At 35.3% G+C, this 26,768-nt stretch carries 23 protein-coding genes; 10 read left to right on the top strand and 13 right to left on the bottom strand.

The annotated features are described in order from the left end of the window. Positions 1-18: 18 nt before the first annotated feature. On the bottom strand, positions 19-1,722 hold the full coding sequence (locus JFU54_RS19315) for a putative bifunctional diguanylate cyclase/phosphodiesterase (RefSeq protein ID WP_002010499.1): 1,704 nt from the start codon (positions 1,720-1,722) through the stop codon (positions 19-21). 820 nt (positions 1,723-2,542) lie between these two features. Then, positions 2,543-2,869, bottom strand: coding sequence for a hypothetical protein (locus tag JFU54_RS19310; protein WP_012260301.1), 327 nt, complete (start codon positions 2,867-2,869; stop codon positions 2,543-2,545). A 380-nt stretch (positions 2,870-3,249) separates the two neighbouring features. On the opposite strand from JFU54_RS19310, the gene JFU54_RS19305 reads away from it, so the two are divergent. From JFU54_RS19305 to JFU54_RS19295, 3 genes are all read left to right on the top strand, one after another. After that, on the top strand, positions 3,250-4,779 hold the full coding sequence (locus tag JFU54_RS19305) for a cardiolipin synthase (protein ID WP_002010479.1): 1,530 nt from the start codon (positions 3,250-3,252) through the stop codon (positions 4,777-4,779). A gap of 127 nt (positions 4,780-4,906) precedes the next feature. Further along, the gene (locus tag JFU54_RS19300; protein ID WP_000892986.1) at positions 4,907-5,800 is read left to right on the top strand and encodes an ATP-binding protein; all 894 of its coding nucleotides are present in this window, start codon (positions 4,907-4,909) and stop codon (positions 5,798-5,800) included. 3 nt (positions 5,801-5,803) lie between these two features. Beyond that, a complete protein-coding gene (locus tag JFU54_RS19295; RefSeq protein WP_201065898.1) occupies positions 5,804-7,687 on the top strand; it encodes a vWA domain-containing protein in 1,884 nt (627 codons plus the stop codon). A gap of 40 nt (positions 7,688-7,727) precedes the next feature. Here the strand turns inward: JFU54_RS19295 and JFU54_RS19290 are convergent, their stop codons facing one another. Genes JFU54_RS19290 through JFU54_RS19280 form a run of 3 tightly spaced genes read right to left on the bottom strand, consistent with a single transcriptional unit; the run spans position 7,728 to position 10,411 of the window. Further along, positions 7,728-8,150 carry an NUDIX hydrolase gene (locus JFU54_RS19290; protein ID WP_002010481.1) on the bottom strand — a complete coding sequence of 141 codons (423 nt, stop codon included), beginning with the start codon at positions 8,148-8,150 and terminating at the stop codon, positions 7,728-7,730. A gap of 60 nt (positions 8,151-8,210) precedes the next feature. Then, positions 8,211-9,176: an L-threonine 3-dehydrogenase gene (locus tag JFU54_RS19285; protein WP_002167085.1), complete on the bottom strand. Its 966-nt coding sequence runs from the start codon at positions 9,174-9,176 to the stop codon at positions 8,211-8,213. A 44-nt stretch (positions 9,177-9,220) separates the two neighbouring features. Beyond that, on the bottom strand, positions 9,221-10,411 hold the full coding sequence (locus tag JFU54_RS19280; protein WP_000095918.1) for a glycine C-acetyltransferase: 1,191 nt from the start codon (positions 10,409-10,411) through the stop codon (positions 9,221-9,223). Between the two features lie 214 nt (positions 10,412-10,625). On the opposite strand from JFU54_RS19280, the gene JFU54_RS19275 reads away from it, so the two are divergent. Further along, on the top strand, positions 10,626-11,357 hold the full coding sequence (locus JFU54_RS19275; protein WP_201065896.1) for a class I SAM-dependent methyltransferase: 732 nt from the start codon (positions 10,626-10,628) through the stop codon (positions 11,355-11,357). Positions 11,358-11,389: 32 nt separating this feature from the next. On the opposite strand, the gene JFU54_RS19270 is transcribed toward JFU54_RS19275, so the two are convergent. Genes JFU54_RS19270 through JFU54_RS19260 form a run of 3 tightly spaced genes read right to left on the bottom strand, consistent with a single transcriptional unit; the run spans position 11,390 to position 14,283 of the window. Then, positions 11,390-12,211 carry an ABC transporter ATP-binding protein gene (locus JFU54_RS19270; protein ID WP_002169173.1) on the bottom strand — a complete coding sequence of 274 codons (822 nt, stop codon included), beginning with the start codon at positions 12,209-12,211 and terminating at the stop codon, positions 11,390-11,392. 12 nt (positions 12,212-12,223) lie between these two features. Beyond that, a complete protein-coding gene (locus JFU54_RS19265; protein WP_002169174.1) occupies positions 12,224-13,282 on the bottom strand; it encodes a FecCD family ABC transporter permease in 1,059 nt (352 codons plus the stop codon). Then, positions 13,279-14,283, bottom strand: coding sequence for a FecCD family ABC transporter permease (locus JFU54_RS19260; RefSeq protein WP_002029732.1), 1,005 nt, complete (start codon positions 14,281-14,283; stop codon positions 13,279-13,281). Before JFU54_RS19260 ends, JFU54_RS19265 begins: the two co-directional genes overlap by 4 nt. A 172-nt stretch (positions 14,284-14,455) precedes the next feature. Between JFU54_RS19260 and JFU54_RS19255 the strand changes: the two genes are divergently transcribed. Further along, positions 14,456-15,424, top strand: coding sequence for an ABC transporter substrate-binding protein (locus JFU54_RS19255; RefSeq protein WP_201065894.1), 969 nt, complete (start codon positions 14,456-14,458; stop codon positions 15,422-15,424). Between the two features lie 379 nt (positions 15,425-15,803). Then, on the top strand, positions 15,804-17,153 hold the full coding sequence (locus JFU54_RS19250; protein WP_061674012.1) for a peptide MFS transporter: 1,350 nt from the start codon (positions 15,804-15,806) through the stop codon (positions 17,151-17,153). Positions 17,154-17,195: 42 nt separating this feature from the next. On the opposite strand, the gene JFU54_RS19245 is transcribed toward JFU54_RS19250, so the two are convergent. Then, entirely contained in the window at positions 17,196-17,375 is a 180-nt protein-coding gene (locus JFU54_RS19245; protein ID WP_002010492.1) for an acid-soluble spore protein H, read from the bottom strand. Between the two features lie 207 nt (positions 17,376-17,582). After that, the gene (locus JFU54_RS19240) at positions 17,583-17,870 is read right to left on the bottom strand and encodes an ArsR/SmtB family transcription factor (RefSeq protein ID WP_001075217.1); all 288 of its coding nucleotides are present in this window, start codon (positions 17,868-17,870) and stop codon (positions 17,583-17,585) included. 387 nt (positions 17,871-18,257) lie between these two features. On the opposite strand from JFU54_RS19240, the gene JFU54_RS19235 reads away from it, so the two are divergent. Together JFU54_RS19235 and JFU54_RS19230 are read left to right on the top strand one after the other, a co-directional pair. After that, positions 18,258-18,794: a redoxin domain-containing protein gene (locus JFU54_RS19235; RefSeq protein WP_307838319.1), complete on the top strand. Its 537-nt coding sequence runs from the start codon at positions 18,258-18,260 to the stop codon at positions 18,792-18,794. A 203-nt stretch (positions 18,795-18,997) separates the two neighbouring features. Next, a complete protein-coding gene (locus JFU54_RS19230; RefSeq protein ID WP_002188268.1) occupies positions 18,998-20,617 on the top strand; it encodes a lactate permease LctP family transporter in 1,620 nt (539 codons plus the stop codon). Positions 20,618-20,654: 37 nt separating this feature from the next. Here JFU54_RS19230 and aspA read toward each other — a convergent pair whose 3' ends face one another. From aspA to gloA2, 3 genes are all read right to left on the bottom strand, one after another. Then, on the bottom strand, positions 20,655-22,088 hold the full coding sequence (aspA, locus tag JFU54_RS19225) for an aspartate ammonia-lyase (RefSeq protein WP_002010496.1): 1,434 nt from the start codon (positions 22,086-22,088) through the stop codon (positions 20,655-20,657). A gap of 181 nt (positions 22,089-22,269) precedes the next feature. Continuing rightward, a complete protein-coding gene (locus JFU54_RS19220; protein WP_002125161.1) occupies positions 22,270-23,568 on the bottom strand; it encodes a hemolysin family protein in 1,299 nt (432 codons plus the stop codon). 107 nt (positions 23,569-23,675) lie between these two features. After that, positions 23,676-24,062 carry an SMU1112c/YaeR family gloxylase I-like metalloprotein gene (gene gloA2, locus JFU54_RS19215; RefSeq protein ID WP_001017670.1) on the bottom strand — a complete coding sequence of 129 codons (387 nt, stop codon included), beginning with the start codon at positions 24,060-24,062 and terminating at the stop codon, positions 23,676-23,678. A 91-nt stretch (positions 24,063-24,153) separates the two neighbouring features. On the opposite strand from gloA2, the gene JFU54_RS19210 reads away from it, so the two are divergent. Further along, entirely contained in the window at positions 24,154-25,332 is a 1,179-nt protein-coding gene (locus JFU54_RS19210; RefSeq protein WP_000668860.1) for a NupC/NupG family nucleoside CNT transporter, read from the top strand. Positions 25,333-25,664: 332 nt separating this feature from the next. Further along, the gene (locus tag JFU54_RS19205; protein WP_002029713.1) at positions 25,665-26,681 is read left to right on the top strand and encodes an LCP family glycopolymer transferase; all 1,017 of its coding nucleotides are present in this window, start codon (positions 25,665-25,667) and stop codon (positions 26,679-26,681) included. Positions 26,682-26,768 lie beyond the last annotated feature (87 nt).

Below are 26,768 nucleotides of genomic sequence, written 5' to 3'. Positions count from 1 at the left end.
TTCGCTTCTCTTTTTTTATTAAAAATCAGTTAATAACTTTTCTTTTAGTTCCCCTATATCTAACGGTTTCGCATAATAAAAACCTTGTACAAAGTCGCAACTCATTGATTTTAATAAACTTTCTTGTTCTACCGTTTCTACCCCTTCAGCAACCACTAATAAATTTAAACTATGGGCGATTTCAATAACCGATTTTACAATCGTTCGCTCTGGTTGTGCATGATCATAATGAAACTCACGAATAAAATTACGATCAATTTTCACAATATCAAGTGGTAGTTGTTTTAAATAATATAATGAGGAATACCCTGTTCCGAAATCGTCTAAAGCGATTAAAATTCCCATACTTCTTAATTCTTGTAATGTAGCAATAATATAATCAAAATGACGTACAGCTATACTTTCTGTTATTTCTAATATTAAACGATTTGGCGGAAACCCTGTTCGCTTCAATATACTACGAACAGATAAAATAAATCGCTTTTGCATCAATTGTTGTATTGATAAATTAACAGATAACTTCAGTCCCTCTTGATAATCTGGTAAAGTTTTAAACAGTCGACATGACTTTTCTAGTACCCAGTCTCCTAGTTTTATAATAAGTCCACACTCTTCAGCTACAGGGATAAATTCACTTGGTGAAATAGGACCTTCTTCTGTCTTACAGCGTACTAAAGCCTCAATACCAGTACATTTCTTTGTTTTCAAATCAATAATGGGTTGTAATGCCACTTTTAATTCTTCGTCACGAATCGCTTTTTGCAAAGCAAATTCTATTTTCATTCTACGGTTTATTTTCGCACGTAATTCATCTGTAAAGAAGCACGCCGCATTTCTTCCTTGCTCTTTCGCACTATACATGGCTAAATCCGAATTTTTTAATAACGTTTCAACGTCTTTTCCATCTTGCGGATAGGAACAAAGTCCTAGACTAGCTGAAATATATACTTCATGACCTTCAAGCATAAATGGCGCTTGAAAGCATGACAACACGGATGTCGCTAACTGCCTCATCTCATCATGTGTATGAGTTTTTGTTAACAGCACAAATTCGTCGCCACCAAGCCTAGCCAGAACATCTTTCTCTCCTAGCACATAATGCAACCGTGAAGCAACTTCGCTTAAAAGTAAATCTCCTATCATATGACCTAACGTATCATTCACTAATTTAAAACGATCTAAATCAAAGTAAATCATGCCAAACTCTATTTTCTCTGCAATCATCTTATTTACAGTCGTAATTAACTGTAAACGGTTCGGTAAACTTGTTAACGCATCATGATAAGCAAGTTCCCTATAACGACTTTCGCTTAATCGTAATCTTTGTTCTGCTTCTTTCCTACTACTTATATCATTTCGAATTGCAATAAATTGATAAGGTTCTCCCTTTTCATTTAAAAATGGAACAATTGTTGTTTTAACCCAATAATACGTACCATCTTTTGCTTGATTTCGAATTTCCCCTGTCCAGACTTTTCCACTCAAAATACGCTTCCATAGGATTTGAAAAAATGCTTTCGGATGATATCCGGAATTTAAAATACGGTGATCTTTTCCTATTAACTCTTCTCTTTTATATTTTGAGATTTTACAAAATTTATCATTCACATATGTAATAAGACCATTTCGGTCTGTAATAGCAACAATTGAAGACTCATCTAATGCTAATTTTAAATCTTGCAATGAAGAGTCATATAATGCATGACCTCTTTGTTCTAGCATGCGCACCTCTCCTTGCTTCCTATCTGACTAAAACACAACTCGTTTCTCTTCATAGAAATAGAGATATTTCATTTTCTAACAATACGCTTTTACATAAAATGAAACTTTAATCAGTGGGGGTTGTCCATCCCCCACTGATTATTAGCCTTCACCAATCGGGCTTTTATCTCCCACCTAACTTCCTCACATTCACCGAATTTTGAGGTGGGAGTCTTACTGCCCGTTAATGCGGGATAAATCACAATTTTTTTCTAAATAGGCCGATTAAAATAACATAATATTATTTATAAAAAAAAGCAATATGGTGCTGTTTTAATTATAGTAGAAGCTTCTCATCTCTCTACTTATCTAAGCTTATTATACAGTATTCTCTTACATTCTTTGAATTTGTAAAGTGACAATTTCATCACTATTAGCCTCTGCTCCCTACTAATACGACCTCACACCTAACCTCTTTTATTTCATTAAATGTTAAGATGTAAATCTAACTGCCGATACATAATGAAATAGAGATTAATATACAAAATGCAACGATTCACGAATAATAATATAAAGTGAAACTTTAATCAGTGGGGGTTTGTTCATCCCAACTGATCACCAATCGGGCTTTTACGGGTAGCAGGGCTTCCACCTAACTTCTTTGTTCCAGCTGAATTTTGAGGTGGGGGTTTTACTGCCCACAAATAGCGGGATAAAGCCAAAATTTGCATTTAACATATTGAATTATAATAACAAAATATTAACATATTTTCACCTTGTTTTTGGAAATATTTTATAAATAAATTATTAAACTAAAAAAGAGGATATCCTCTTTTTTAGTTTAATACTGATATGGTATTTGCTGATAACCCGGGTATGGCATTGGATATGGTGCTGGGTATGTTACTGGGTACGGTGCTGGATAGTAGCCTCCACCTGCCGCACCCGTTAATGCGCCAGCTGTAAGCCCACCTAACATGCCTCCAGCAAAACTTCCTGGGAAAAATCCTCCGCCCCACGAGCCACCACCCCAGCCCCATCCACCACCGTGATGATGATGATCATAATGATTGTGTCCTCCATGGTGATTATGCCCTCCATGGTGATTATGCCCTCCCCCACCATGATGATTACGATAATATCCTCCGTGATTTAGCATATAGTTCATTTTTCTTCCTCTCCTTTTCAATTTCCCTACTTTAATATGTGTTGTATGAATAGTAAGGATACTGTTAATAATCCGTATAGTATGGATAGCAATATCCGCCATAACCAAACGCAGGACTAAGTAAAGCCCCTTCTAGGAAAGAATCCTCCTCCTAAAAATGGAGAATGTACAAATCCACCAAATGGAAGATCGTACATTTTATTCATCCCCTTTTCTATATAAAAATGTAATAATATACTGTATGTAGGACAAATGCGGAAAGCATGGGGAAAATGTCTATATTTTGTAAAAAAAACAAAACACTTTATAATAAGAATGTCAGATTACACCTTTTATATAAGAAGTCTATATTTAAGAAAGATTTGAGGAATTTTATAGAAATGAAGAAACCTATCGTTCAATTATTATTAATATTTACAATCGTATCTATCGTTCTTTTTCTATTAAATACATCGGTTATTTCGTTATATACGTTTGTTGGTGCTCTATGGTCCATCACAATCGTAGGAATTTCATTCGTTATTTTTATCGAAAATAGATCACCCCAAAGTACCTTAGCGTGGTTTTTAGTATTAGCACTTCTTCCTGTTGTAGGTGTACTTTTATACTCTATTTTCGGGCGTAGCCGTTGGAGAAGAAAAAAACATCTTCATCGTTCAGAAGAACAAAGAAAGTTATTCCGCGAAATATTAGAAGGAAGACGACTAGAATTATCACTCACAGTCCCATTACATGAACGTTCTATACATTTAACAGAAGTCGTACAAAAATTCGGAGGCGGGCCTGCCGCAGATAGAACGACAACAAAACTTTTAACAAACGGTGATCAAACCTTTTCAGAAATTTTGAACGCAATCGAGAATGCAAAACATCACATACATATTCAATACTATATTTATAAATCTGATGAGATTGGTACAAAAGTACGAGATGCTTTAATACAAAAAGCAAAAGATGGTGTTATTGTACGCTTCCTTTATGATGGACTCGGAAGTAATACGTTAAGACGACGATTTTTACAACCTATGAAAAAAGCTGGAATTGAAATTGTCGAATTTGACCCTATTTTTTCAGCTTGGTTACTCGAGACCGTTAATTATCGTAATCACCGTAAAATCGTCATTGTAGATGGAGAAATTGGTTTTACCGGAGGGCTCAACGTCGGTGATGAATATCTTGGTCGCTCAAAAAAATTCCCTGTTTGGCGTGATAGTCATTTAAAAATAGAAGGAAAAGCATTGTATAAATTACAAGCCATCTTTCTAGAAGATTGGCTTTATGCGTCTAGTGGATTGAATACTTATTCTTGGGATCAATTTATGAATAGACACTACTTCCCAGGAAAAGAAATTCCGGATGCAGAAGGTGCGGTGCAAATTGTAGCAAGTGGACCAAGCTCAGATGATAAAAGTATTCGTAATACATTACTAGCTGTTATGGGCTCAGCCAAAAAATCTATTTGGATCGCTACACCATACTTTATTCCGGATCAAGAAACTTTAACATTATTACGCTTAAGTGCAATATCTGGCATAGATGTACGCATTTTATATCCTGGTAAGAGTGATAGTATTATTAGCGATCAAGCATCTCAATCCTATTTCACTCCACTTTTAAAAGCTGGTGCTTCTATTTACAGTTATAAAGATGGATTTATGCACGCAAAGATTGTACTCGTTGACGATAAAATTGCAACAATCGGAACAGCAAATATGGATGTACGTAGCTTTGAATTGAATTATGAAATTATTAGCGTACTATATGAATCAGAAACCGTTCATGATATTAAACGCGATTTTGAAGAAGACTTTAAACACTCCACTGAAATTAAATGGAACTCGTTCCAAAAAAGAAGTATCAAAAAACGAATATTAGAGTCCTTTATGCGACTCATTTCTCCTTTACTATAAGCAATCAATGTGATATTGATTGCTTTTTCTTTTATATTTCCCCCTTCTCCTTTTCTTTGCATACCATATTAAAACAAGTTATCATAAGATGTATTACTTTATGAAAATAATGTTAGGTGGGAAATACATGTTAGAACAATTTCATATACATTCTGATTTAAAACAGCAGCTTTCTACAATTCATGAAAAGAATAAACAAGAAGCTGGTGAAAATGCACATTTAATTGGCAAGAAAATATATAAAGCATCTGATAACAGCATTATTGAAGATGCCATTACAGCACTTTTACTTGGTAAAAACATTCTATTAAAAGGACCAACTGGTAGTGGTAAAACAGTACTAGCGGAAACTCTTTCTTCTTTATTCCAAAAACCAATGCATAGCATTAACTGTTCTGTCGACTTAGATGTAGAAGGTATTTTAGGATACAACACATTACAAACAAAAGACGGCGCATCTGAAGTTACGTTCGTTAACGGTCCTCTTATGAAGGCAATGAAAAACGGTCATTTCCTTTATATTGATGAAATCAATATGGCAAAACCTGAAACGTTACCACTTCTTCATGGTGCGTTAGATTACCGTAAAATGATTACAAACCCATTTACACAAGAAGTTGTATACGGTGATGACGAATATCGCGTAATTGCTGCGATTAACGAAGGTTATGTTGGGACAAGTGAACTAAACGAAGCGTTAAAAAACCGTTTCGTTATTATTGAAGTTCCTTACATTCAAGGTGATACATTAAAAGAACTATTACTATCTGAATCAAAATTAAATGATGTTGCAACAATTGAAAAGTTCGTTGCATTCGCAAGCGATCTTATGCCTTTAGCTCGTGATGGGCGCGTAAGTGAAGAAGCAGCTAGTATTCGTGGCATTATCGATGCATGTGATTTAGGTGTATATATTCCTGTTATGCGTGCAATTGAACGTAGTATTATCGCAAAATTAAACGATGAAACAGAACAAATGACTGTCCGTGAATTAGCAGAAAGTTATTTCTTTGAGGGATAATTCATGAGACAAATTTTTAGTGACAAAAAAATTGATGCGTCGCTGTTTCTACAAATGGAAAACTTAATGTATGCTCTTCTAAAAGAAGACGATGCCTATCTTGAGTATGGCTATAAAGCATACTACGACGAAATTGAAAAAAAGGTTGTCATTAGTCACTTTTGGGATGATCGAAAAGAAGAGGATACAGTAATCGGATTAAAAAGCGAAGTGTTCTTAAAGGCACTTGGTAATAAACATTACTCGGACATGACTTTAATTCGTTCTTATGCGATTGAGTTACAAGAATCGCCTCTAAAAAAGTTTTTAACACAATTATTTGTTCTATTAGAAGATTTACGTGTTGAGGAAATCGTCAAAAATTTACGTCCTGGCACAAAACATATTTTTAAACGCCGAAAAGAAATGTATCGCAATTACTTTGGCTCACAAAATGAAATAAATCGTGTTCGTAACTATCACGGTGATCGTCTATTTTGTCTATGCTATCTTTCATTAACGAGTGATAAATATGAAATGTTTAATAATGAATATTTCGAGCTAATTGAATCAATTTTGCATGAAACATTCCAAGCTCGTAATACGGAAGATATTATGTATATTGTTGAGAAAATTCGCTATCGTTTAGAAGGACTTCTTGAAAGTGATATGCTTAATAATTATTTCGGACATGCACCGCTTTATTTATCTGTGATTGCAGATGAGAAAGACAGTCGCGGTGAAAAATTAGCAAATGATGATACGCAGCTCCTAGATGACGATGATAACAAAAACAAAATGGATGAAAGCTTCTCGACATGGCACCGTGAAAATAAAAACAATGAAAACGAGAACTTTTTACGCTTTGATTTAGAAAGCGGAACAAAAACAAATATGATGGGTGATACTGCTCGTGAATCAGAAGATGGTGACCAAGCACTTGGTTCTGTACAAGGTACTTCCAAAAAAAGTACACAATCTAACTTTGATGGTGCTGATACAGAGGAAGCAAGAGCGTCTCATGCTTCTAGCCAAAACGACGGTGCATACGGCAAGTATAATGTGGGAGCTTCTCATACATTTAAAGAAGCTCGCAAATCGAATCCTGATGAGAAAAAAGATTACCAAGCTATCAAATCAGTCGTTAATAAAGATGTAAAAGAATTAAAGAAAATTATCGAAAAAACAATTGAAAACAAAACGAATGCAAACAGTGATAAATATTACGGAAGGCTTCGTAAGAAATTCCTTCGTATTTATACTGAAAAGCAGCCGCGTATGTTTTATAAAAAAGGACAAGAATCACAAGAGCTCGACGTTGCATTCCAACTATTAGTGGACTGCTCTGGTTCTATGTATAACAAAATGGAAGAAACGAAGAAGAGTGTGGTTCTATTCCATGAAGCTTTAAAATCTTTAAAAATCCCGCACGCTATTAGTGGATTTTGGGAAGATGCTTCTAGTGCTAAACCTGAAGATAAACCGAACGTTATCCATGAAGTTGTTACGTATAAAAACTCAACGTTACCAAACGTCGGTCCAGAAATTATGCAACTTCGCGAAGAAGAAGATAACCGCGACGGGTATATTATTCGTATCGTTTCCGAAAAGCTTGCGAAAAGACCAGAAAAACATAAATTCTTACTTGTCTTTACAGACGGTGAACCTTCTGCACTAGACTATCAACAAGACGGAATTTTAGATACGCACGAAGCAGTCAAACTTGCTCGTAAAAGTGGTATGGAAGTAATCGGCATCTTTATCGAAGAAGGCGAAGCGAAAGAAGCGACTTATCAACTAATGAAAAACATTTATAACCATCACTTCTTAGTTGCAAATCATGCTGAAGATTTACGCCTGAAGATTAAACCATTGTTGAAGAAACTATTACTGAAGACGATTGAATAGAAAAACAGGAGCCTCGTGGCTCCTGTTTTTCTTCGTTAACTTACTTTGTTTCTGGTTGAAACTTGTATGGAATGGAAACTTCTAATAATAATTCGAACCCTCCATCGTAGTATGGGAATCGCTCATTCGCGATTTTTCTATCTACCCACTCGATTGCGGAAATTTCTCCTTCATCTTCTGCACCAAGTTCACCTGTTACAACATTTGCTCGGAATGTAAAAAATAATGCATGATGTCCCTTCTCTTCAAAAAACTTCTCATTTATTGCAACAAGTCCACTGAGTGTAGCAGTTAAACCTATCTCTTCTTTCACTTCTCTTACTAGTGCTTGCTCTAACGTTTCACCTTTTTCAACAGCCCCGCCCGGCAGTGACCAAACGTTTTGTTCTACATTATGTACCATTAATATTTTATCTTTTTCGCTATCGTGTATTAGTGCATATACAACATCAACTCTTTGCATGTTGCTTTTCTCCCTTCCTAAAATAAGTAAGAGCCAATTCCTAAGAATCGGCTCTTACTATTAATTCGTCACTAACTCAGCTGCAAGCTTTTTTTTTAACTTAGCAAGCATATCAGTTGTCATTTTGTCTAAATCATATTCTGATTTAAAGCCCCACTCTTTCATTGCTGCTGTTGCGTCAATAGAGTTTGGCCAGCTATCAGCGATTGTTTGACGAGCTGGATCTACAGCGTAATCCATTGTAAAGTTCGGAATGTGTTTACGAATTGACGCTGCGATTTGCTCTGGTTCAAAGCTCATTGCTGTAATGTTAAATGCATTTCTATGCACGAGTTTACTTGAATCAGCTTCCATTAATGAAATGATCGCTTGTAAAGCATCTGGCATATACATCATATCCATGTATGTTCCTTCAGCAATGTATGAGGTGTATGTACCTTTTTTAATCGCCTCATAATAAATTTCAACTGCATAATCAGTTGTTCCGCCTCCTGGAGGAGCTACGTAAGAAACTAAGCCTGGGAAACGTACGCCGCGCGTATCAACGCCGAACTTTTGATGATAATAATCACATAGTAATTCTCCTGCTACTTTGTTTACCCCATACATTGTAGTAGGACGTTGAATTGTATCTTGTGGTGTATTATCTTTTGGCGTTGATGGACCAAATGCACCGATAGAACTTGGCGTGAAAAACTTACAGTTTAATTCACGTGCTGCTTCTAATGCATTTACAAGTCCGCCCATATTTAAATTCCAAGCAAATAACGGATTTTTTTCTGCAGTTGCTGAAAGTAAAGCCGCTAAATGAATAATTGTATCTACTTCATTACGCTTTGCAATATCATGTAATTTTTGTCCATCTGTTACATCTAACGTTTCAAATGGACCAGACGTTACCACTTCACTATCTGTTTCACGAATATCTGTTGCAATAACATTTGATGCGCCGTATACATCACGAAGTTTCATTACTAGTTCAGAACCAATTTGCCCTAAAGAACCGGTTACTAGAATTTTTTTCATTTTTCCCACTCCTCATTTGCAAGCTATTCAAAAGATGTCGTTAATTAAATGATACCCATTTCTTTCCCTACTTTTTCATACTTACGAATTGCTTCATCTAACATTTCTTTCGTATGAGCTGCTGTAGGCATATTACGAACGCGTCCCATTCCTTTTGCTACGGTTGGGAATACGATAGATTTTGCGTATACGCCTTCTTCATTTAGACGTTTACTAAATTCTTGCGTTAATACTTCATCACCAATAATACAAGGTGTAATAGGTGTTTCACTTTCTCCAATGTTAAAGCCAAGTTCTTTTAACCCTTGTTTTAAATAGCGACCATTTTCCCATAAACGATCGTGTAACTCTGTGCTTTCCATTAGAATTTCAATTGATCTCATACAAGCAGCTGCATCAGCTGGTGTTAAAGCTGTTGAGAATAAGAATGGACGTGAACGCACTTTTAACCAATCGATTAAGTTTTGTTTTCCAGCTACATATCCACCAATTACCCCAATTGCTTTTGATAATGTACCAATTTGGAAATCAACTTTATCAGAAAGACCGAAATGTTTTACAGTACCTGCACCTTTGCCAAGTACACCTGAACCGTGTGCATCATCTACATATGTCATTAAATCCAGCTCTTCTGCAATTTCAACAATCTCTGGTAATTTTGCAATATCTCCATCCATTGAGAAAACACCGTCTGTAATAACCATTAATTTATTATAAAGACCTGATTCTTTTGCCTCGATTGCTTTTTTGCGTAAATCTTCCATATCAGAATGCTTATAAACGATGATTTTCGCTCTTGATAGACGACTACCATCAATAATAGATGCATGGTTTAATTCATCTGAAAGAATCGCATCATTTTTATCCATAACAGCTGAAATCGCTGCCATATTACAGTTAAATCCTGATTGATAAGCAATTGCTGCTTCTGTATGTTTAAACTTTGCAATTGTTTCTTCTAATTTGATATGCAAATCTAAAGTACCGTTAATTGTACGAACAGCTCCTGCTCCAACGCCGTACTTATGAATTGCACCAATTGCTGCTTCTTGTAAGCGATTATCAGTCGCTAATCCAAGATAGTTGTTTGAAGATAAGTTAATATATTCTTTTCCGCCAATTGTAATAATCGGTCCATTTGGACTTTCAAGCGGATCAATTACGTTATAAAGCCCCTTTGATTTTAAATCCTCTAAATTTTCTTCTAAAAAGTTTGCAAGTGTTTTACTAGACATTGTGAAGCCTCCCATCGTTCATGTAAGCGAATTATTGTCTTAATAGTTCTAATAATCCCTCTACTAGCTTAACACGTTTTCAGAATTTATTATAGAAAAATAGTTTAAAGAAACCGCTTACAATTTTTAGATTATATACGATTCATTACAAGAAATCTATTATTTACTTTTCATATTTGATAGAATGAAAAAAATATTCAAGGGGGCTTCAAACATGGCATTTACAGAATCTGATGTATATAATAACGAATCGTTTTTAGAACAATATATGAAGCGAAGATATCGAGAAAATAGTCCAAACGAATCCCTTGAAAAACCAGCATTCTTTCAGCTCATTGGTGATGTACAAGGAAAACAAATTCTCGATTTAGGTTGTGGTGACGCTAAATTTGGCGAGGAATTATTAGAAAATGGTTGCCACTCTTACACTGGCATTGAAGGCTCCGAGCTCATGTATGAAAAAGCTAGTAAGCACCTAGAAAATAAAAATGGATCTGTTCATTTTATAAACCTCAAAGACTATACCTATCCTCCTTCTACTTTTGATTTAGTAACATCTAGACTCGCCTTACATTATATTGAACATCTTGATATCATTTTTCAAAATGTGTTTCAAACTTTAAAAACAAACGGGACCTTTACCTTTAGCGTTCAACATCCCGTTATTACCTCTTCGTGTGCAAGCTTACAAACAAGTTGTAAAAGAACTAGCTCGCTCGTCGATGATTATTTCAAAACGGGGAAACGAGTTGAGCCGTGGATTGATCAAGAAGTTATTAAATATCATCGGACAACGGAAGAATATTTTACATTATTACAACAAGCCGGATTTACCATTACAAACTTAAAAGAAGCCACACCAAATCAAAAATATTTTCAGGGTAAAGAAGAATATGAACGTCGCTTACGTATTCCCCTTTTCCTACTATTTTCTTGCAAAAAATAAAAAAAACGATGAATTATTCATCGTTTTTTTTATTATCTCATCGCCTGAACAGCTTCTTTACGTACACGTCTTCCTCTTCCATGCGGGATACAGAGCGGTGTCCCAAATAACGGATCAGCGCTTATTTGACACTCCATACGGAATACATCCCGAACTAACTTCTGGTCAATAACTTCTTCTGGTTTACCTTGCGCATATATTTGTTTATCTTGAATAGCTACAATGTTGTCTGCATAACGACATGCCAAATTTAAATCGTGTAATACCATAACAATCGTTCTTTGCTCTGTTTCATTTAATTCGAATAATAAATCTAACACTTCAATTTGGTGCGTCATATCTAAATATGTAGTCGGTTCATCAAGCAAAATAATATCTGTATCTTGTGCAAGGGTCATTGCAATCCAAGCACGTTGACGTTGTCCACCTGAAAGGGCATGAACATCACGCTCAGCAAATTCTGTCATACCCGTTGCAGCAAGCGCTTTTTGTACCATTTCCTCATCTTTTTCGGACCATTGCTTCAGCCATGTTTGATATGGATAACGTCCTTGCTTTACAAGTTGTAATACCGTAAGTCCTTCCGGTGCTTGTGGCCCTTGCGGTAAAATCGCCATTTGACGAGCGATTTGCTTCGTTTGCATACTTTGAATTGCTTGATTATCTAACAAAATGTCACCGGTTGTTGGCTTTAATAATCTAGCTAGTGAACGTAATAAAGTTGATTTTCCACAACCGTTAGAACCGATGAAGATTGTAATTTCCCCTTTTGGAATTTCTAAATTCAGCTCATCAATAATAATCGTTTCACCATACGACAGCGTCAAGCGTTTCGTCTCCAATGCTTTTTGCATATTCATCTCCCTTTATGAATTCCGACTTTTATAAAGTAAATAAATAAAATAAGGTGCACCAATTGCTGATGTAAATACCCCTGCTGGAATTTCAAGTGGTGCGAAAACTGTACGCCCAATTAAATCTGCAGCGAGTACTAGAATTGCACCGATAATCGCCGCAACTGGGAGCAATGCACCGTAGAAAGAGCCAACTAATCTTCGCGAAATATGAGGTGCCATTAAACCAACAAATCCAATTCCTCCTGCAAAGGCAACTGCCCCGCCAATTAAAGCTGTACTAAGTAATAACATGAATACGCGTGACTTCGTTAAAGGAACACCCAGTCCTACCGCAATATCATCCCCTAACTCTTGAGCATTTAAATGTCTAGCCGCTATAAATGATATTACCGTTAAAATAAGAACCCACGGCGCAAGTATCATAACGTTTTGCCACGAAGAGCCATAAACAGTACCTGTGATCCATACATTCGCTTGACTTGCTTGATAAATTGGTGCTAACAACATAAATAAAGTTGTTGCTGCTTTCGTTAATGCCCAAAATCCAACACCAATTAAAACAAGACTAATCGGTGATAATCCATCATTTTTCCAGGCAAATAAATATACAAAAAACGCTACAATTGTTGCCCCAGCAAAAGCTGCTAGCGGCATATAATGAATGCTTACTGTTAACGCATTGTTTTTATCACTAAATATAGCTAAAAAGAGTACAACTGCAACACTTGCCCCGCCCGTAATTCCGATGATATCAGGAGAAGCAAGTGGGTTTCGAACGAGCCCTTGTAAAATACAGCCCGCTACCGCAAGCGCAATTCCTACGAGGATAGCAATTAAAATACGCGGCATACGAAATTTATTTACAACCATATTTGACATCGCATCACCATTTCCGGTAATCGCTTGCCATACGTCATAAGGAGCAATTTTCATATCCCCCATACCTGCACTCGCAAAAAATAATCCTATTAAAACAACTAGTAAACTCAATAAGACGAGACAAGCTCGTTTATACATTAAAAACGAGAGCTCGCCTTTTCCAATACGAAACGGAATATACTTCTTCATTTGCTAAGCCCTCTCTTACGTGCAATATAAATAAAGAATGGGGCCCCGATAAATGCTGTCATAACCCCTACTGGTACTTCTTGTGGCATAATGACATATCTTGCTGCTATATCAGCCAAGATTAATAGTATTGCACCTAACAATCCGCTATAGGGTACTCTCCATCTGTGATCTACCCCAACAAGAGCTCTTGCGAAATGAGGAGTAACGATGCCAATAAATCCAATTGGACCAGCAACCGCAACTGAACCACCAGACAACAGTACAATAATAAGTAACACGAATGATTTCATTAAAATCGTTCGTTGTCCGAGCCCCTTTGCGACATCTTCCCCCATCATTAATGTATTTACTTTCCCTGCCATCATAAAAGATGCAATCCAGCCTATTAATAAATACGGGAATACAGATTGTAAAATCTCTAACTTTCTTCCTTGCACAGATCCGGCAAGCCAAAATAACACTTCTTCAAATGCTTTTTCATTTAATACAAGTAACCCTTGTGTTAATGATGAAAATAAAGCGCTTATCGCTACACCTGCTAATGTTAACTTAAGAGGCGTTGTCCCTTCTTTTCCTAAAGAACTAGAGGCAAATACAAGTACTGCTGCAACTGCCGCTCCTAAAAAGGCAATCCATGTGAAAGCTGATAATGATGTCACGGAAAAGAGTACAATTGCTACAACTATAAAGAACGCAGCGCCTGAATTTAATCCAATAAAATCTGGAGAAGCAAGCGGGTTCTTTGTTAAAGTTTGCATTAAACAACCCGCAATGGCTAAACTAGCACCAACACTTGCTGCAATTAACGCCCTTGGTAGACGCACATTTTGAATAATAATATGCTCATTTGAACCATTAAAATGGAAAAAAGCATCTAAAGCTAATTTCCAACTCGTATTTGTATATCCGAAAATAATGCTTCCCCAAATACAAATAACGACTGCAATGATTCCAACAAGTAATCCAATCCATTTTGCTTGATTTGTTTTTAATAACATGCAGCGTTTCCCCTTCAATGTATAATGATACGTTGTAAGTGTATTTCAACTTAATTCTCATTGTCAACGATAATGAGAACTATTTTCAGTAATATATATTGACAATCAAAAGATAAAGGCTTAATATCATGCTTGCAATTGAAAAATATTCTCAACATGTAGGAGGTACATAATGAATTTCATGCAAAAGAAATCGTTTACAGTATTTGTATTTCTATTAACTTTTTCACTGCTTTTAAGCGCTTGTGGAAAGTCAAATAACAAAGAAGAAGCAACAAAAGAAGATAATAAAAAAGAAATGATTACGGTTGAACACGCAATGGGTAAAACAGAAGTTCCTGCTAATCCAAAACGTGTAGTTATTTTAACGAATGAAGGAACTGAAGCTTTACTTGAATTAGGTGTGAAACCAGTTGGTGCTGTAAAGTCTTGGACTGGTGATCCGTGGTATCCACATATTAAGGACAAAATGAAAGATGTAAAAGTTGTTGGGGACGAAGGACAAGTTAACGTTGAAACAATTGCTTCTTTAAAACCAGATTTAATTATCGGTAACAAAATGCGTCACGAAAAAGTATATGAGCAACTAAAAGCAATCGCACCTACTGTTTTCTCTGAAACATTACGCGGTGAATGGAAAGATAACTTCAAATTTTATGCGAAAGCATTAAATAAAGAAAAAGAAGGTCAAAAGGTTTTAACTGATTACGAATCACGTATGAAAGATTTAAAAGGCAAACTTGGCGATAAAGTAAATCAAGAAATTTCTATGGTACGTTTTATGCCTGGTGATGTTCGTATTTATCATGGTGATACATTCTCTGGTGTTATTTTAAAAGAACTTGGATTTAAACGTCCTGGAGATCAAAACAAAGATGATTTCGCAGAACGCAATGTATCTAAAGAGCGTATTTCTGCAATGGATGGTGATGTATTATTCTACTTCACATTCGATAAAGGCAACGAGAAAAAAGGCTCTGAACTAGAAAAAGAATATATAAACGATCCTCTATTTAAAAACTTAAATGCAGTAAAGAATGGAAAAGCATACAAAGTTGACGACGTTATTTGGAATACAGCTGGTGGTGTAATGGCTGCTAACTTACTACTAGATGATATTGAAAAACGCTTTGTTAAATAATTTTATTCTAACCAGCTCCCTCTTTTATGGAGCTGGTTTTTTCATTTCACTGAAGTGTCACATTATTTCATTTTGTATTTTTATTACCGATATGTTATATTGTAAAAGTAAATATAGTTTATTTTCTCTATATCAGAATAAATATTTTAATCTAAATTTTCTGATTTGTCACTATTTTACTTCCTTTTAGAATTCAATTACTACATTTGAAAACGCTTATTATCTTGTTTTCAGGGAAAAATACAATAACGGTTGAAGAAAAATAGATTTTTTCAGAAATTTTCTTGCTATTTCCATATAATTCTATTGACTTCTAAATATTTTGTGAATTAAAATAATTACATAAATATCCGTTATACAGGATTAGGGGGAAACAAACATGGATGCAGCTTTAAAATTAGACAAAGCTGGAGAGCAACAATCACCAAAAAAACATCCACCAGGATTATATTTGTTGTTCTTTACAGAAGCATGGGAAAGATTTAGTTATTACGGAATGCGTGGCTTATTAGTTCTTTATTTAACAACGAGCTTAGTAAGTGGCGGTTTAGGATTTGATAAAGCAGTTGCAGTTCAAATTTACGGTATTTTCACAATGCTTGTATATTTCACACCGATTATTGGTGGCTGGCTAACTGACCATTTCATTACGAAACGACATGCCATTACCATCGGCGGTATCATTATGGCGATTGGTAACTTCGTACTATTTTCAATGAATACGAAAACTGGACTATTTTTAGGATTAGGATTATTAGTTATCGGTAACGGATTCTTCAAACCAAATATCTCGACTTTACTAGGTCAATTATATAGCGACAACGATTCTCGTCGTGATAGTGCCTTCACTATCTTCTACATGGGAATTAACTTAGGAGCTCTTATCGCTCCATTCATTTGTGGTTACTTCACAGATTATAGATACGGTTTCTTAACAGCTTGTATCGGTATGATTATTGGACAGATTGCCTTTAATTTCTTAGCACCTCGTTACTTAGGGTCTATCGGAACAACTGTTGTCGGTAAAAAATCTAAAGAACAAAATGCAAAACCTATTGAGAAAAAACCTTTAACAACACAAGAGAAAAAGCGTACAACTGCAATTTTAATTTTAACTTGTTTCGTTGTATTCTTCTGGGCAGGATTTGAACAAGCTGGTAGTTCTTTAACACTTTACACAGATAAGTTCGTGGATCGTACAATTGGTGGATTTACAATTCCAACACCTTGGTTCCAATCTGTAAACCCACTATTCATTATCTTACTAGCATTACCAGTTTCTGCATTATGGATTAAACTTTCAAAAACAAAAAATGGTGATTTAAAAATCCCTACAAAAATGGCTTTTGGTATGATTTTACTAGGAATCGGGTACTTAGTTTTAACTTTAGCTGTTCTAAAAACTGGTAGCGATGAAGGTAACATTACAATGAAAGCAAACTTACTATTCATTGTATTCACTTACATGTTCCACACAATCGGTGAATTATTCTTATCACCAATCGGATTATCTATGGTAAGTGCAATCGCACCTCTTAAATTAGCATCTTTATTAATGGGTGTATGGTTAGCTGGTACTGGCTTTGCAAACTTATTAGCAGGACAATTAGCTGCTTTCACTCAATCTTTAGGATATTTAGAAGTATTCGCAAGCATCGGTGTTATCGTAATCGTGCTAGGATTAGTACTTCTTATGTTCTCTAAGAAAATTGCACATATGATGGAATAGTGAATAAAAAAGACGCTTCTACAATTAGAAGCGTCTTTTCTATTACATCTCTTCTAAAGCCGTCACATCCACGTGAACGCTCTCTCCTGGGTTGGATACGTCATACACTTGAGCACTACCCTTCTGCTCATCACAGCTCTCAATCCATACGGGGACTCCCTCGTATGTAACATCAATTCTACTTGAAGAAGATAATATCTGTTTCACACGTTTTACATCCATTATATTATTCCTCCTTTAGCTTACAACACTCCTTTCTATCTTTTCATATCCCTTCAGAATATATTCCGTCAATTTAGTACTTCAACCGATAGTTTGTTTCTTTCTAACGCGCTAATATATACGCTCTCAAATCTTCCTATTATTAGATCCTTTCCAAATAAAAAAAGACGTATATTTCACACGTCTTCTTTCCATAATATTCAAAAATTAAGAAAATAATGTTTTTACTACTTCACTTACTTTATCGTTATGAATTTGATAGTACACTTCTAACCCGCGTCTCTCAAAGCGTACTACTTTATTTTGTTTTAATTTCGTTAAATGCTGCGAAACAGTTGATTGCGGAATTTCTAATACCTCTTGTAATTGTGTTACATTACATGTTCCACGCTGCATCAGTTCCATTACTAAACGTAGACGAAGTGGATGAGCTAATGCTCTTAACATCTGTACGTCTTCTTCTGAAATACGACAGTCAAATTGGTTTTGGTTCATAAAATTCCCCTCATTTTCATTTTTTATTTTCTCTTTATTTATTTATATATCTGTTCTTATATTTCCTGTTACGACATAACTTTATCAACCTATAATGCTAAGAAAATTTTCCGACTTTTATCAGCACACAGTTCAAGAAAAAATCCCACCTGATTTTGAATATTATACTATATGATACAATAAAAAAGCAAAACAAAGGGCTAGCAATACTTTGCTTACAAACGTTGTTTTATCAGGCTTTTTGTTATATTTTCACCTTACTGAAATGTACAGTAATGATATTGTAAAATATCGTCCATAATTGATAACCTATCGTAAAGTAATTTGACCATATTTAACCACTTTGTTACGATAAAAAGGAAATTTAAGTAAGGAGGATGATGTAATATTAAAAAATGGTTTATTTTTGCGTTAATTAGCATTGCGGTTGGCTGGACCATTATCAATCACTTCCTATACAAAAAAGAAGATATAGCTTCAAAATCAAACATCCCCATTGGAACTGAAGTTGGCAATGCTGCCCTCGATTTCCTTCTGGAAACAACCACTGGTCAAGAAGTTCGTCTTACAGACTATAAAGGAAAAAAAGTAATATTGAATTTTTGGGCAAGCTGGTGTGGTCCATGCAAAATAGAAATGCCTGATATGGAAAAGTTTTATCACGATACTAAAGATATGGGGATTGAAATTGTTGCTGTAAATGCGACAGCTACTGAAAAAGACCCGAATAATGTAAAACAATTTCTTGAAGAAAACAAATATACCTTCCCCGTCCTATTAGATCAGAAAGGCCAGGCAAGTGCCACATATCAAATCATCAGCATTCCAACATCTTTTGTCATCGATACAAACGGTGTCATTCAATATAAGCATGTAGGACCAATGACATATGAAAAAATGAAAGAATATATAAATAATTTATAGAAGCGTAATCAAATCAATTTGATTACGCTTTTTGTCTACTTTATGAACAAAATGTTACTTTTAATACTATTATGGAATAATTATACTTTTTCACGTTGACAATAGTGTTGAAGGAGAATATACTAAGCATGTAAGTTGATTGTGAATAGTTTCACAAATAATGTGAATTTCTTCACATATAATAGATAGGAGTTGTCATTATTATGAGTACTTGGACACAAATTTATGACCCATTAAACAATATTTGGTTATCTGCACTAATCGCAGCACTCCCAATTTTTTGCTTCATTATTTGTTTAGTGGGATTCAAAATGAAAGGTTACATGGCTGGGCTTTATAGTGTGATCGTCGCTATTATTCTTGCTATATTTGTTTATAAAATGCCCGCAACTGTAGCTGTAGCATCTGCCGGATTCGGTGTTTTATCTGGATTTTATCCAATTTGTACTATCGTTATCGCAGCTATCTTCCTTTACAAATTAACTGTTAAAACAGAACAATTCAATGTCATTCGTGATAGCATTTCAAGTATTACAAATGATCAGCGTTTACAAGTATTATTAATCGCTTATTCTTTCGGTGCTTTCTTAGAAGGCGCAGCTGGTTTCGGTGTTCCAGTTGCTATTACAGCTGCATTACTTGTAGGTATGGGCTTTAATCCATTAAAAGCAGCAGGTATTTGCTTAGTAGCTAATATCGCTGGTGGTGCTATGGGTGCTATGGGTATTCCAGTTACAGTACCTGCACAATTAACTGGGATAGATGCATTAACTGTCGGTCGTCAAGCTGTTTACATTTTGCCATTCATTAGCATTGTTTTACCGTTCTTACTTGTTTCAATGGTAGATGGATTTAAAGGCATTAAAGAAACTTGGCAAGGTATTCTTGTAAGTGGTGTTTCTTTCGCAATTACTCAGTTCCTTGTGACTTACTTCTTAGGCGCTGAACTTACTAATATTTTCGCAGCCGTTGTAAGTATGGTCGCTCTTACATTATTCTTACGTGTTTGGCAACCAAAATCTTCTGCTAAAGAAGAAAAACAAGAAGAAAAAGAATCTCATACATTCAATCAAATTTTATATGCTTGGTCCCCATTCGTATTCTTAACTGCATTCGTAACAATCTTTAATTTAAAACCAATTAAAGCTTTATTTGCTCCGGATGGTCCATTGGCAAACTTAGTATTTAACATTCAATTCCCTGGTCTTCATAATGCGGTTATGAAAACTGCACCAATTACAAAGGCTGATACACCTTTCGCAGCGATTTTCAAACTAGATGTATTCTCTTCTACAACTACTGCGATTGTATTAGCAATCATCGTTTCACTTATCGTCTACCGTGTAAACGGCAAAATGATTAAAGAATTAATGATCGAAACAATAAAAGAACTAAAAGTTCCAGTATATACAATTTGTAGCGTTATCGCTTTAGCTTACGTAGAAAACTACTCTGGTATGTCATCTACACTTGGACTTGCATTCTCTTCTACAGGAAATGCATTCCCAGTTCTTTCTCCAATCTTAGGATGGATTGGCGTATTCATTACAGGTTCAGTCGTATCAAGTGGTTCATTATTCGCACCACTTCAAGCAGTAACTGCCGATCAGTTAAACATCGTACCATCTACTCTCGTTTCATTAAACGTAGTTGGTGGTACAATCGCAAAAATGGTTTCACCACAATCTGTAGCAGTTGCTTGTGCAGCAGTTGGACTAGTTGGTCAAGAATCTGCTCTATTTAAAATAGTAATGAAATATAGTTTAATCTTCTTAGCTATTATTAGCTTACTTCAACTTAACTCTGTATTTAATATCTTCTAAAAAAAGCACCGATCCAAATGGATCGGTGCTTTTTACATTACATTTTTTTATTCTTTAATAAAGAAGCACCAGCAATTTCGGGATGCGTCATTTCATATGGATCCAAAATAATATCAAGCTCTTCTGCTGTAAGTACACCATGTTCTAAACATAGCTCCCTAACAGATTTTCCTGTCGCAATTGCTTCACGTGCAATGCGAGAAGCTGCTTCATAACCAATATGAGGATTCACTGCTGTAATAACTCCAACACTTTTTTCAACATATTGCTTAAGCAACTCTTCATTCGCTGTAATTCCCTTTATACAGTATTCACGGAATACACGGAAACCGTTATTCATAATACTGATGGATTGAATTAAATTAAATACTAATACCGGCTCCATTACATTTAACTCTAATTGTCCAGCTTCTGACGCTAAGCAAATTGTATGGTCATTTCCAATTACTTGGAAAGCAACTTGGTTAATTACTTCTGCCATAACTGGATTTACTTTACCCGGCATAATAGATGAACCTGGTTGACGAGCTGGTAATTGAATTTCCGCCAACCCAACACGTGGACCAGACGCCATAATACGAAGGTCATTTGCAATTTTAGACATATTCATCATACATACTTTTAGTGCTGCAGATACTTCTGTATATGCATCTGTGTTTTGCGTCGCATCAACTAAGTGCTCTGCACCAACAAGAGGGAAACCACTAAAAGTTCGTAAATGCTTCACAACTTGTTCTATATAAGTAGGGTTTGCATTTAATCCCGTACCGACAGCTGTCGCACCCATATTAACTTCGTATAAATGTTGACGAGACTGTTTAATTCTTTTTATATCACGCTCTAGCACTCTGCTATATGCTTCAAATTCTTGCCCAAGGCGAATTGGAACTGCATCTTGCAAATGCGTACGCCCCATTTTAATAACGTGATCAAACTCTTTTGCTTTATCATGAAAAGCAGAGTGAAGTTCTTCCATTGTAACAAGAAGTTCTTCCAGCATCATAAGAGTTGCTATATGAATCCCAGTTGGGAACGCATCATTTGTTGATTGGGCCATGTTCACATGAGTGTTTGGGCTAATTTTCGCATATTCACCTTTTTCGTATCCCATACGTTCCAAGGCTCTATTTGCAATTACTTCATTAGTATTCATATTAATTGAAGTACCTGCTCCGCCTTGAATCGGGTCTACGATAAATTGATCATGGAACTTTCCATCAACAATCTCTTGTGCCGCTTCTGCAATTTCTTGTCCGATATCTTTAGCTAAGTAACCTGTATCTATATTCGCAAGCGCTGCCGCTTTTTTTACAATTGCCATTGCCGTAATGAGTGACGGATGAATGCGGTATCCTGTAATAGGAAAGTTTTCTACGGCACGTAATGTTTGTACACCATAATAAGCTACACTCGGTACTTCCTTTTCACCTAAAAAATCTTTTTCTATACGTATATCCTTCGTTGCTATCATTTTTCATCACCTATACTTTTCATTCTAAATCCTTATCTAAAGAATTCGCCCTATAAAATACGAGTATCATTAAATGAATTCTTCAGTATCCACTTTCACTATATAGCACCTTTTTTGAAAGCGCAAACATTTATTTTTCTATATATACTTTTTATTAAAGTTTATATAATAGAAAATCCATTCATTCTTCTACTTTCTTTATTTCAACTCGCTTAATTTGATGCATATCCTTTTCAAGAACTTTAAAAGAAAAGCCGTGTTTCTCAATAATATCCCCCTCAGCAACGATCTGTTTTTGTACCATAATCCAACCACCAATTGTATCAACATCATCAGCGACCAAATGTATGCCAAATAAATCATTTACTTCGCTAATAAGCACTTTCCCCTCTACAATTTTACACACTTCACTTATATGTTCTATAGGCGGGTGTTCATCTTCATCGTATTCATCTCGGATTTCTCCAACAATTTCTTCTAAAATATCTTCTAGTGTAACGATCCCCGCTGTACCACCATATTCATCATATAATACAGCTAATGGAATTCGTTTTCTTTGCATTTGTAATAGCAAATCATGAATAGGGATATTTTCTAACACTTCAATAACTGGCCTTGTATATGGCGTAATCGAGCACCCCTCTTCTCGATTACCATCCATATAACGAATAAATAAATCCTTTACATTAACCATCCCAATAATTTCATCTTTATCTTCACCAAATACGGGATATCTCGTGTACTTTTCTTGTGCGATTATTTTAATATGTGTTTCAAATGGTTCGTCCTCATATAAACCTACAACTTCCGTACGAGGTACCATAATTTCCTTTGCGACTCTATTATCGAATTCAAAAATATTATTTACATATTTAAATTCCCTTTGATTAATCTCTCCACTCTCATAACTCTCAGATAAGATTAATCGTAATTCTTCCTCCGAATGAGCTACTTCATGTTCAGAAGCCGGATGTAATCCGAATAACCCTGTTACAAGCCTTGCAGAACCATTTAAAGCCCAAATAAACGGATACATTACTCGGTAAAAGTAAATAATTGGCTTCGATAATAATAAGCTAACTTGCTCTGCCCTTTGTATAGCGAGCGTCTTCGGAGCAAGTTCACCAATGACAACATGTAAAAACGTAATAACTGCAAAGGCAATAATAAATGAAACTGTACTTGCAATTGCAGGAGATAGGTGTAGTTTTAAAAACAACGGCTCGAGTATATGTTTTATAGTGGGCTCTCCTAACCACCCAAGCCCTAAAGCAGTAATTGTAATACCTAACTGACATGCTGATAAATACTCATCTAAATTCGAAGTTACTTTTTTAGCTGCCAATGCTCCTCGTCGTTTTTCACTAACGAGTTGATCAATACGACTGCTACGCACCTTAATAATTGCAAACTCAACAGCCACAAAAAATGCTGTTAACGCAATAAGGATGGCTACCATCAGTAATTTTAAAATATCCACATATGTCCTTTAGCTTTCTTAGCTAAAGTTACACCTCCTTTAAAAAAGAAGTTTCACTTTAGTTTCTTCATTTATTTGAAAGCAACCCTATATAAAATTCACCAATTTCAAGCCTCATACAATTCTAAAGGCAAGCCATCAGGATCTTGGAAAAAGACAAATTTTTTATCCGTAATTTCATCCATACGTATCGCTTCAGTCTCCACACCGCATTGTTTTAAATGGTTTACAGCTTCTTCTATATTTGTAACAGCAAATGCTAAATGTCTAAGTCCAGCTGCTTCTGGAAAACTTGGGCGCTCAGGTGGACTAGGAAATGAAAATAATTCAATTTGATATTCTTCCCCTACACATAAATCTAACTTATAAGAATCTCGTTCTTTTCTATATACTTCATTTATCGCTTTAAAACCTAATATCCGAGTATAAAAATCCTTTGACAGTTCATAATTCGAACAAATAATTGCAACGTGGTGCACTCTACATATATTCATGCTCTCTCTATTCCTTTCTTTACCAAAGATGCATATTCTCCCTTGAAATGAAAAACATATATAGCAGAATATCTCTTTTAGGGGGCTTACTATGAAATTTATTACTTTTTTCGTGGGACTTATCGTTGTTTTCTTCCTTGCTTATATTGCTAGCAACAATAAGAAACATATTAAATTTAAACCAATTTTTATCATGCTTATTATACAATTAATTTTAACCTATTTATTATTAAATACAGAAATTGGTCTCATACTTATTACGGTAATTTCTAGCCTGTTTACGAGGCTACTTGAGTATGCTGCCAGTGGTATAAACTTTGTATTTGGCGGTCTTGCAAATAAAGGGGAAATGCCATTTTTCCTTAACGTATTATTACCGATTGTCTTTATCTCCGTCTTAATTGGTATATTACAACATTTCAAAATACTACCATTCTTTATTCGTTGGATTGGTTTCTTTCTTAGTAAAATAAACGGTCTTGGGAAATTAGAATCTTACAACGCCATCGCTTCCGCTATTGTCGGCCAATCAGAAGTTTTTATTACGGTTAAAAAACAATTAGCCCAAATTCCAAAACATCGACTATATACACTTTGCGCCTCTGCTATGTCAACAGTATCTATGTCCATTGTCGGTGCCTATATGACAATGATTGAACCAAAATATGTAGTAACCGCACTCGTTCTCAATTTATTTAGTGGTTTTATTATCGTACTCATTATTAACCCTTACGACGTTAACGATGATGAAGACATTTTGGTAATAAAAGGGGAAAAACAAAGTTTCTTTGAAATGCTTGGAGAATACATTCTTGATGGTTTTCGTGTAGCAATTGTCGTCGGTGCTATGCTCATTGGATTCGTCGCATTAATGAGTTGCATTAATGACCTATTCCTCATTATATTCGGCATTACTTTCCAACAATTAATAGGCTATGTATTCGCCCCTATTGCATTTCTTATCGGCGTACCAAGTTCTGAAATTGTCACAGCGGGTAGCATTATGGCAACAAAGCTTGTAACAAATGAATTTGTAGCAATGATGGATCTTAGTAAAATTTCCAGCACTCTCTCTATCCGTACAGTTGGTATTATTTCTGTCTTCCTCGTTTCTTTTGCCAACTTTTCTTCCATTGGAATTATTTCCGGTGCGGTAAAAGGGTTAAACGAAGAACAAGGAAATGTTGTTGCCCGCTTCGGCCTAAAATTACTATACGGCGCTACTCTTGTTAGTATTTTATCTGCGATTATTGTAAGTATTATGCTTTAATTAGGTAAAATTTTATCATTTTCTTATCCCTGTCTTTTGTATACAATAACGAATAGATGTCTTATAAAGTGAAACTTTAATCAGAGGAGGCTATCCCCCACTGATTATTAGCCCTCACCAATCGGGCATTTACGGGCAGTTATCTCCCACCTAACTTCCTTGCATTCGCTGGACTTTGAGGTGGGAGTTTTACTGCCCGTTAATGCGGGATAAATAATCAATACATCTATTTTTTATACATGTACAATACCTTTTATTTAGCGTAAAATATTTTTTATGTGTTTTAATACGTTTCTAGATGTATACACTTTGATTGTTTTAAAGGAGAAAAAATGATGAAATCCGACATTAACAACGAAACTCGAGCCAAAAAAGGACGCTCAAAGAAAAAGCGCCTACTTTGGTTCATTCTTATTCCCTTACTTATTGTAGCAATGGGAGCAGGAGGCTATTCCTTCCATATATACAGTAAAGCAAAATCCGTCTTAAGCAACGCTTATTCTGAACTCGGCCGAGGAGATAAATCCAGCAAACGTGAAAAAGCTGTTAAACCTATGACTGATAATATTTCTGTCCTGATCATGGGTGTTGATGAAAGTGATATCAGGGAAAAAGGTTACGGAAAAGCGACTCGTACAGATGCATTACTACTTGCAACAATTAATAAAAATGATAAATCTGTTAAACTAGTCAGCATTCCACGTGATTCACGCGTCTTCATTAAATCACGTGATAAATATGATAAAATTACACATGCACATGTATTTGGTGGTGTAGACAGCACAATTGATACAGTAGAAAAATTTTTAGATGTACCAGTTGATTACTATGTAAAATTTAATTTCAAATCCTTTATCAAGATTGTTGATTCTCTAGGTGGTATAACTGTCGACGTTCCAGTTGAGTTCACAGAACAAAATAGTAGCGACGAAGCAGATGCAATTCACCTAAAAAAAGGGCGTCAACATTTAAATGGAGAAGAAGCACTTGCACTAGCTAGAACGCGTCATATTGATAGTGATTATATGCGTGGTCAACGACAACAACTTGTTTTAGAGGCTATTGCTGAAAAAGCCCTATCTCTCAATTCCATTAATAAAATCGGAAGCCTATTAGATGCTGTCGATACAGACTTAAAAACAAATTTAACTTTTGATGATATGATGACTATTGCAAAAAATTCAATGGATTCAAATTTAAAAATGGATAAATTGCAAGTGGAAGGTACTGATAAATATATAGGTGGTATTTATTATTACGTTCCAAACGAAAAGAGTGTTAATGATATATCGACAACACTTCAAGAACATCTCGGTGTTACGAATAAAAATGAGCATAAAAAATTATAATAAAAAGGCTGCTAGATTTTTCTAAGCAGCCTTTTTATTATAATTTTCAACATATTTCTCATGCATATTGTGACAAAAAGAGACAAT

Source organism: Bacillus sp. TH19 (genome assembly GCF_016651075.1).
Taxonomy (GTDB): Bacteria; Bacillota; Bacilli; order Bacillales; family Bacillaceae_G; genus Bacillus_A; species Bacillus_A mycoides.
Note: the sequence above shows the minus strand (reverse complement) of the source record. Positions and strands in the feature narration are given on the sequence as shown.

Excerpts from the sequence above, each read along its gene's own strand:
- JFU54_RS19310 (WP_012260301.1), bottom strand. The coding sequence starts at position 2,869 with ATGAACTATATGCTAAATCACGGAGGATATTATCGTAATCATCATGGT.
- aspA (WP_002010496.1), bottom strand. The coding sequence starts at position 22,088 with ATGATAGCAACGAAGGATATACGTATAGAAAAAGATTTTTTAGGTGAA.
- JFU54_RS19285 (WP_002167085.1), bottom strand. The coding sequence starts at position 9,176 with ATGAAAAAAATTCTAGTAACCGGTTCTTTAGGGCAAATTGGTTCTGAA.
- gloA2 (WP_001017670.1), bottom strand. The coding sequence starts at position 24,062 with ATGAATATATGTAGAGTGCACCACGTTGCAATTATTTGTTCGAATTAT.
- JFU54_RS19300 (WP_000892986.1), top strand. The coding sequence starts at position 4,907 with ATGTTAGAACAATTTCATATACATTCTGATTTAAAACAGCAGCTTTCT.
- JFU54_RS19290 (WP_002010481.1), bottom strand. The coding sequence starts at position 8,150 with ATGCAAAGAGTTGATGTTGTATATGCACTAATACACGATAGCGAAAAA.
- JFU54_RS19230 (WP_002188268.1), top strand. The coding sequence starts at position 18,998 with ATGAGTACTTGGACACAAATTTATGACCCATTAAACAATATTTGGTTA.
- JFU54_RS19295 (WP_201065898.1), top strand. The coding sequence starts at position 5,804 with ATGAGACAAATTTTTAGTGACAAAAAAATTGATGCGTCGCTGTTTCTA.
- JFU54_RS19315 (WP_002010499.1), bottom strand. The coding sequence starts at position 1,722 with ATGCTAGAACAAAGAGGTCATGCATTATATGACTCTTCATTGCAAGAT.
- JFU54_RS19265 (WP_002169174.1), bottom strand. The coding sequence starts at position 13,282 with ATGAAGAAGTATATTCCGTTTCGTATTGGAAAAGGCGAGCTCTCGTTT.
- JFU54_RS19270 (WP_002169173.1), bottom strand. The coding sequence starts at position 12,211 with ATGCAAAAAGCATTGGAGACGAAACGCTTGACGCTGTCGTATGGTGAA.
- JFU54_RS19275 (WP_201065896.1), top strand. The coding sequence starts at position 10,626 with ATGGCATTTACAGAATCTGATGTATATAATAACGAATCGTTTTTAGAA.
- JFU54_RS19210 (WP_000668860.1), top strand. The coding sequence starts at position 24,154 with ATGAAATTTATTACTTTTTTCGTGGGACTTATCGTTGTTTTCTTCCTT.
- JFU54_RS19305 (WP_002010479.1), top strand. The coding sequence starts at position 3,250 with ATGAAGAAACCTATCGTTCAATTATTATTAATATTTACAATCGTATCT.
- JFU54_RS19255 (WP_201065894.1), top strand. The coding sequence starts at position 14,456 with ATGAATTTCATGCAAAAGAAATCGTTTACAGTATTTGTATTTCTATTA.
- JFU54_RS19260 (WP_002029732.1), bottom strand. The coding sequence starts at position 14,283 with ATGTTATTAAAAACAAATCAAGCAAAATGGATTGGATTACTTGTTGGA.
- JFU54_RS19240 (WP_001075217.1), bottom strand. The coding sequence starts at position 17,870 with ATGAACCAAAACCAATTTGACTGTCGTATTTCAGAAGAAGACGTACAG.
- JFU54_RS19280 (WP_000095918.1), bottom strand. The coding sequence starts at position 10,411 with ATGTCTAGTAAAACACTTGCAAACTTTTTAGAAGAAAATTTAGAGGAT.
- JFU54_RS19205 (WP_002029713.1), top strand. The coding sequence starts at position 25,665 with ATGATGAAATCCGACATTAACAACGAAACTCGAGCCAAAAAAGGACGC.
- JFU54_RS19250 (WP_061674012.1), top strand. The coding sequence starts at position 15,804 with ATGGATGCAGCTTTAAAATTAGACAAAGCTGGAGAGCAACAATCACCA.
- JFU54_RS19245 (WP_002010492.1), bottom strand. The coding sequence starts at position 17,375 with ATGGATGTAAAACGTGTGAAACAGATATTATCTTCTTCAAGTAGAATT.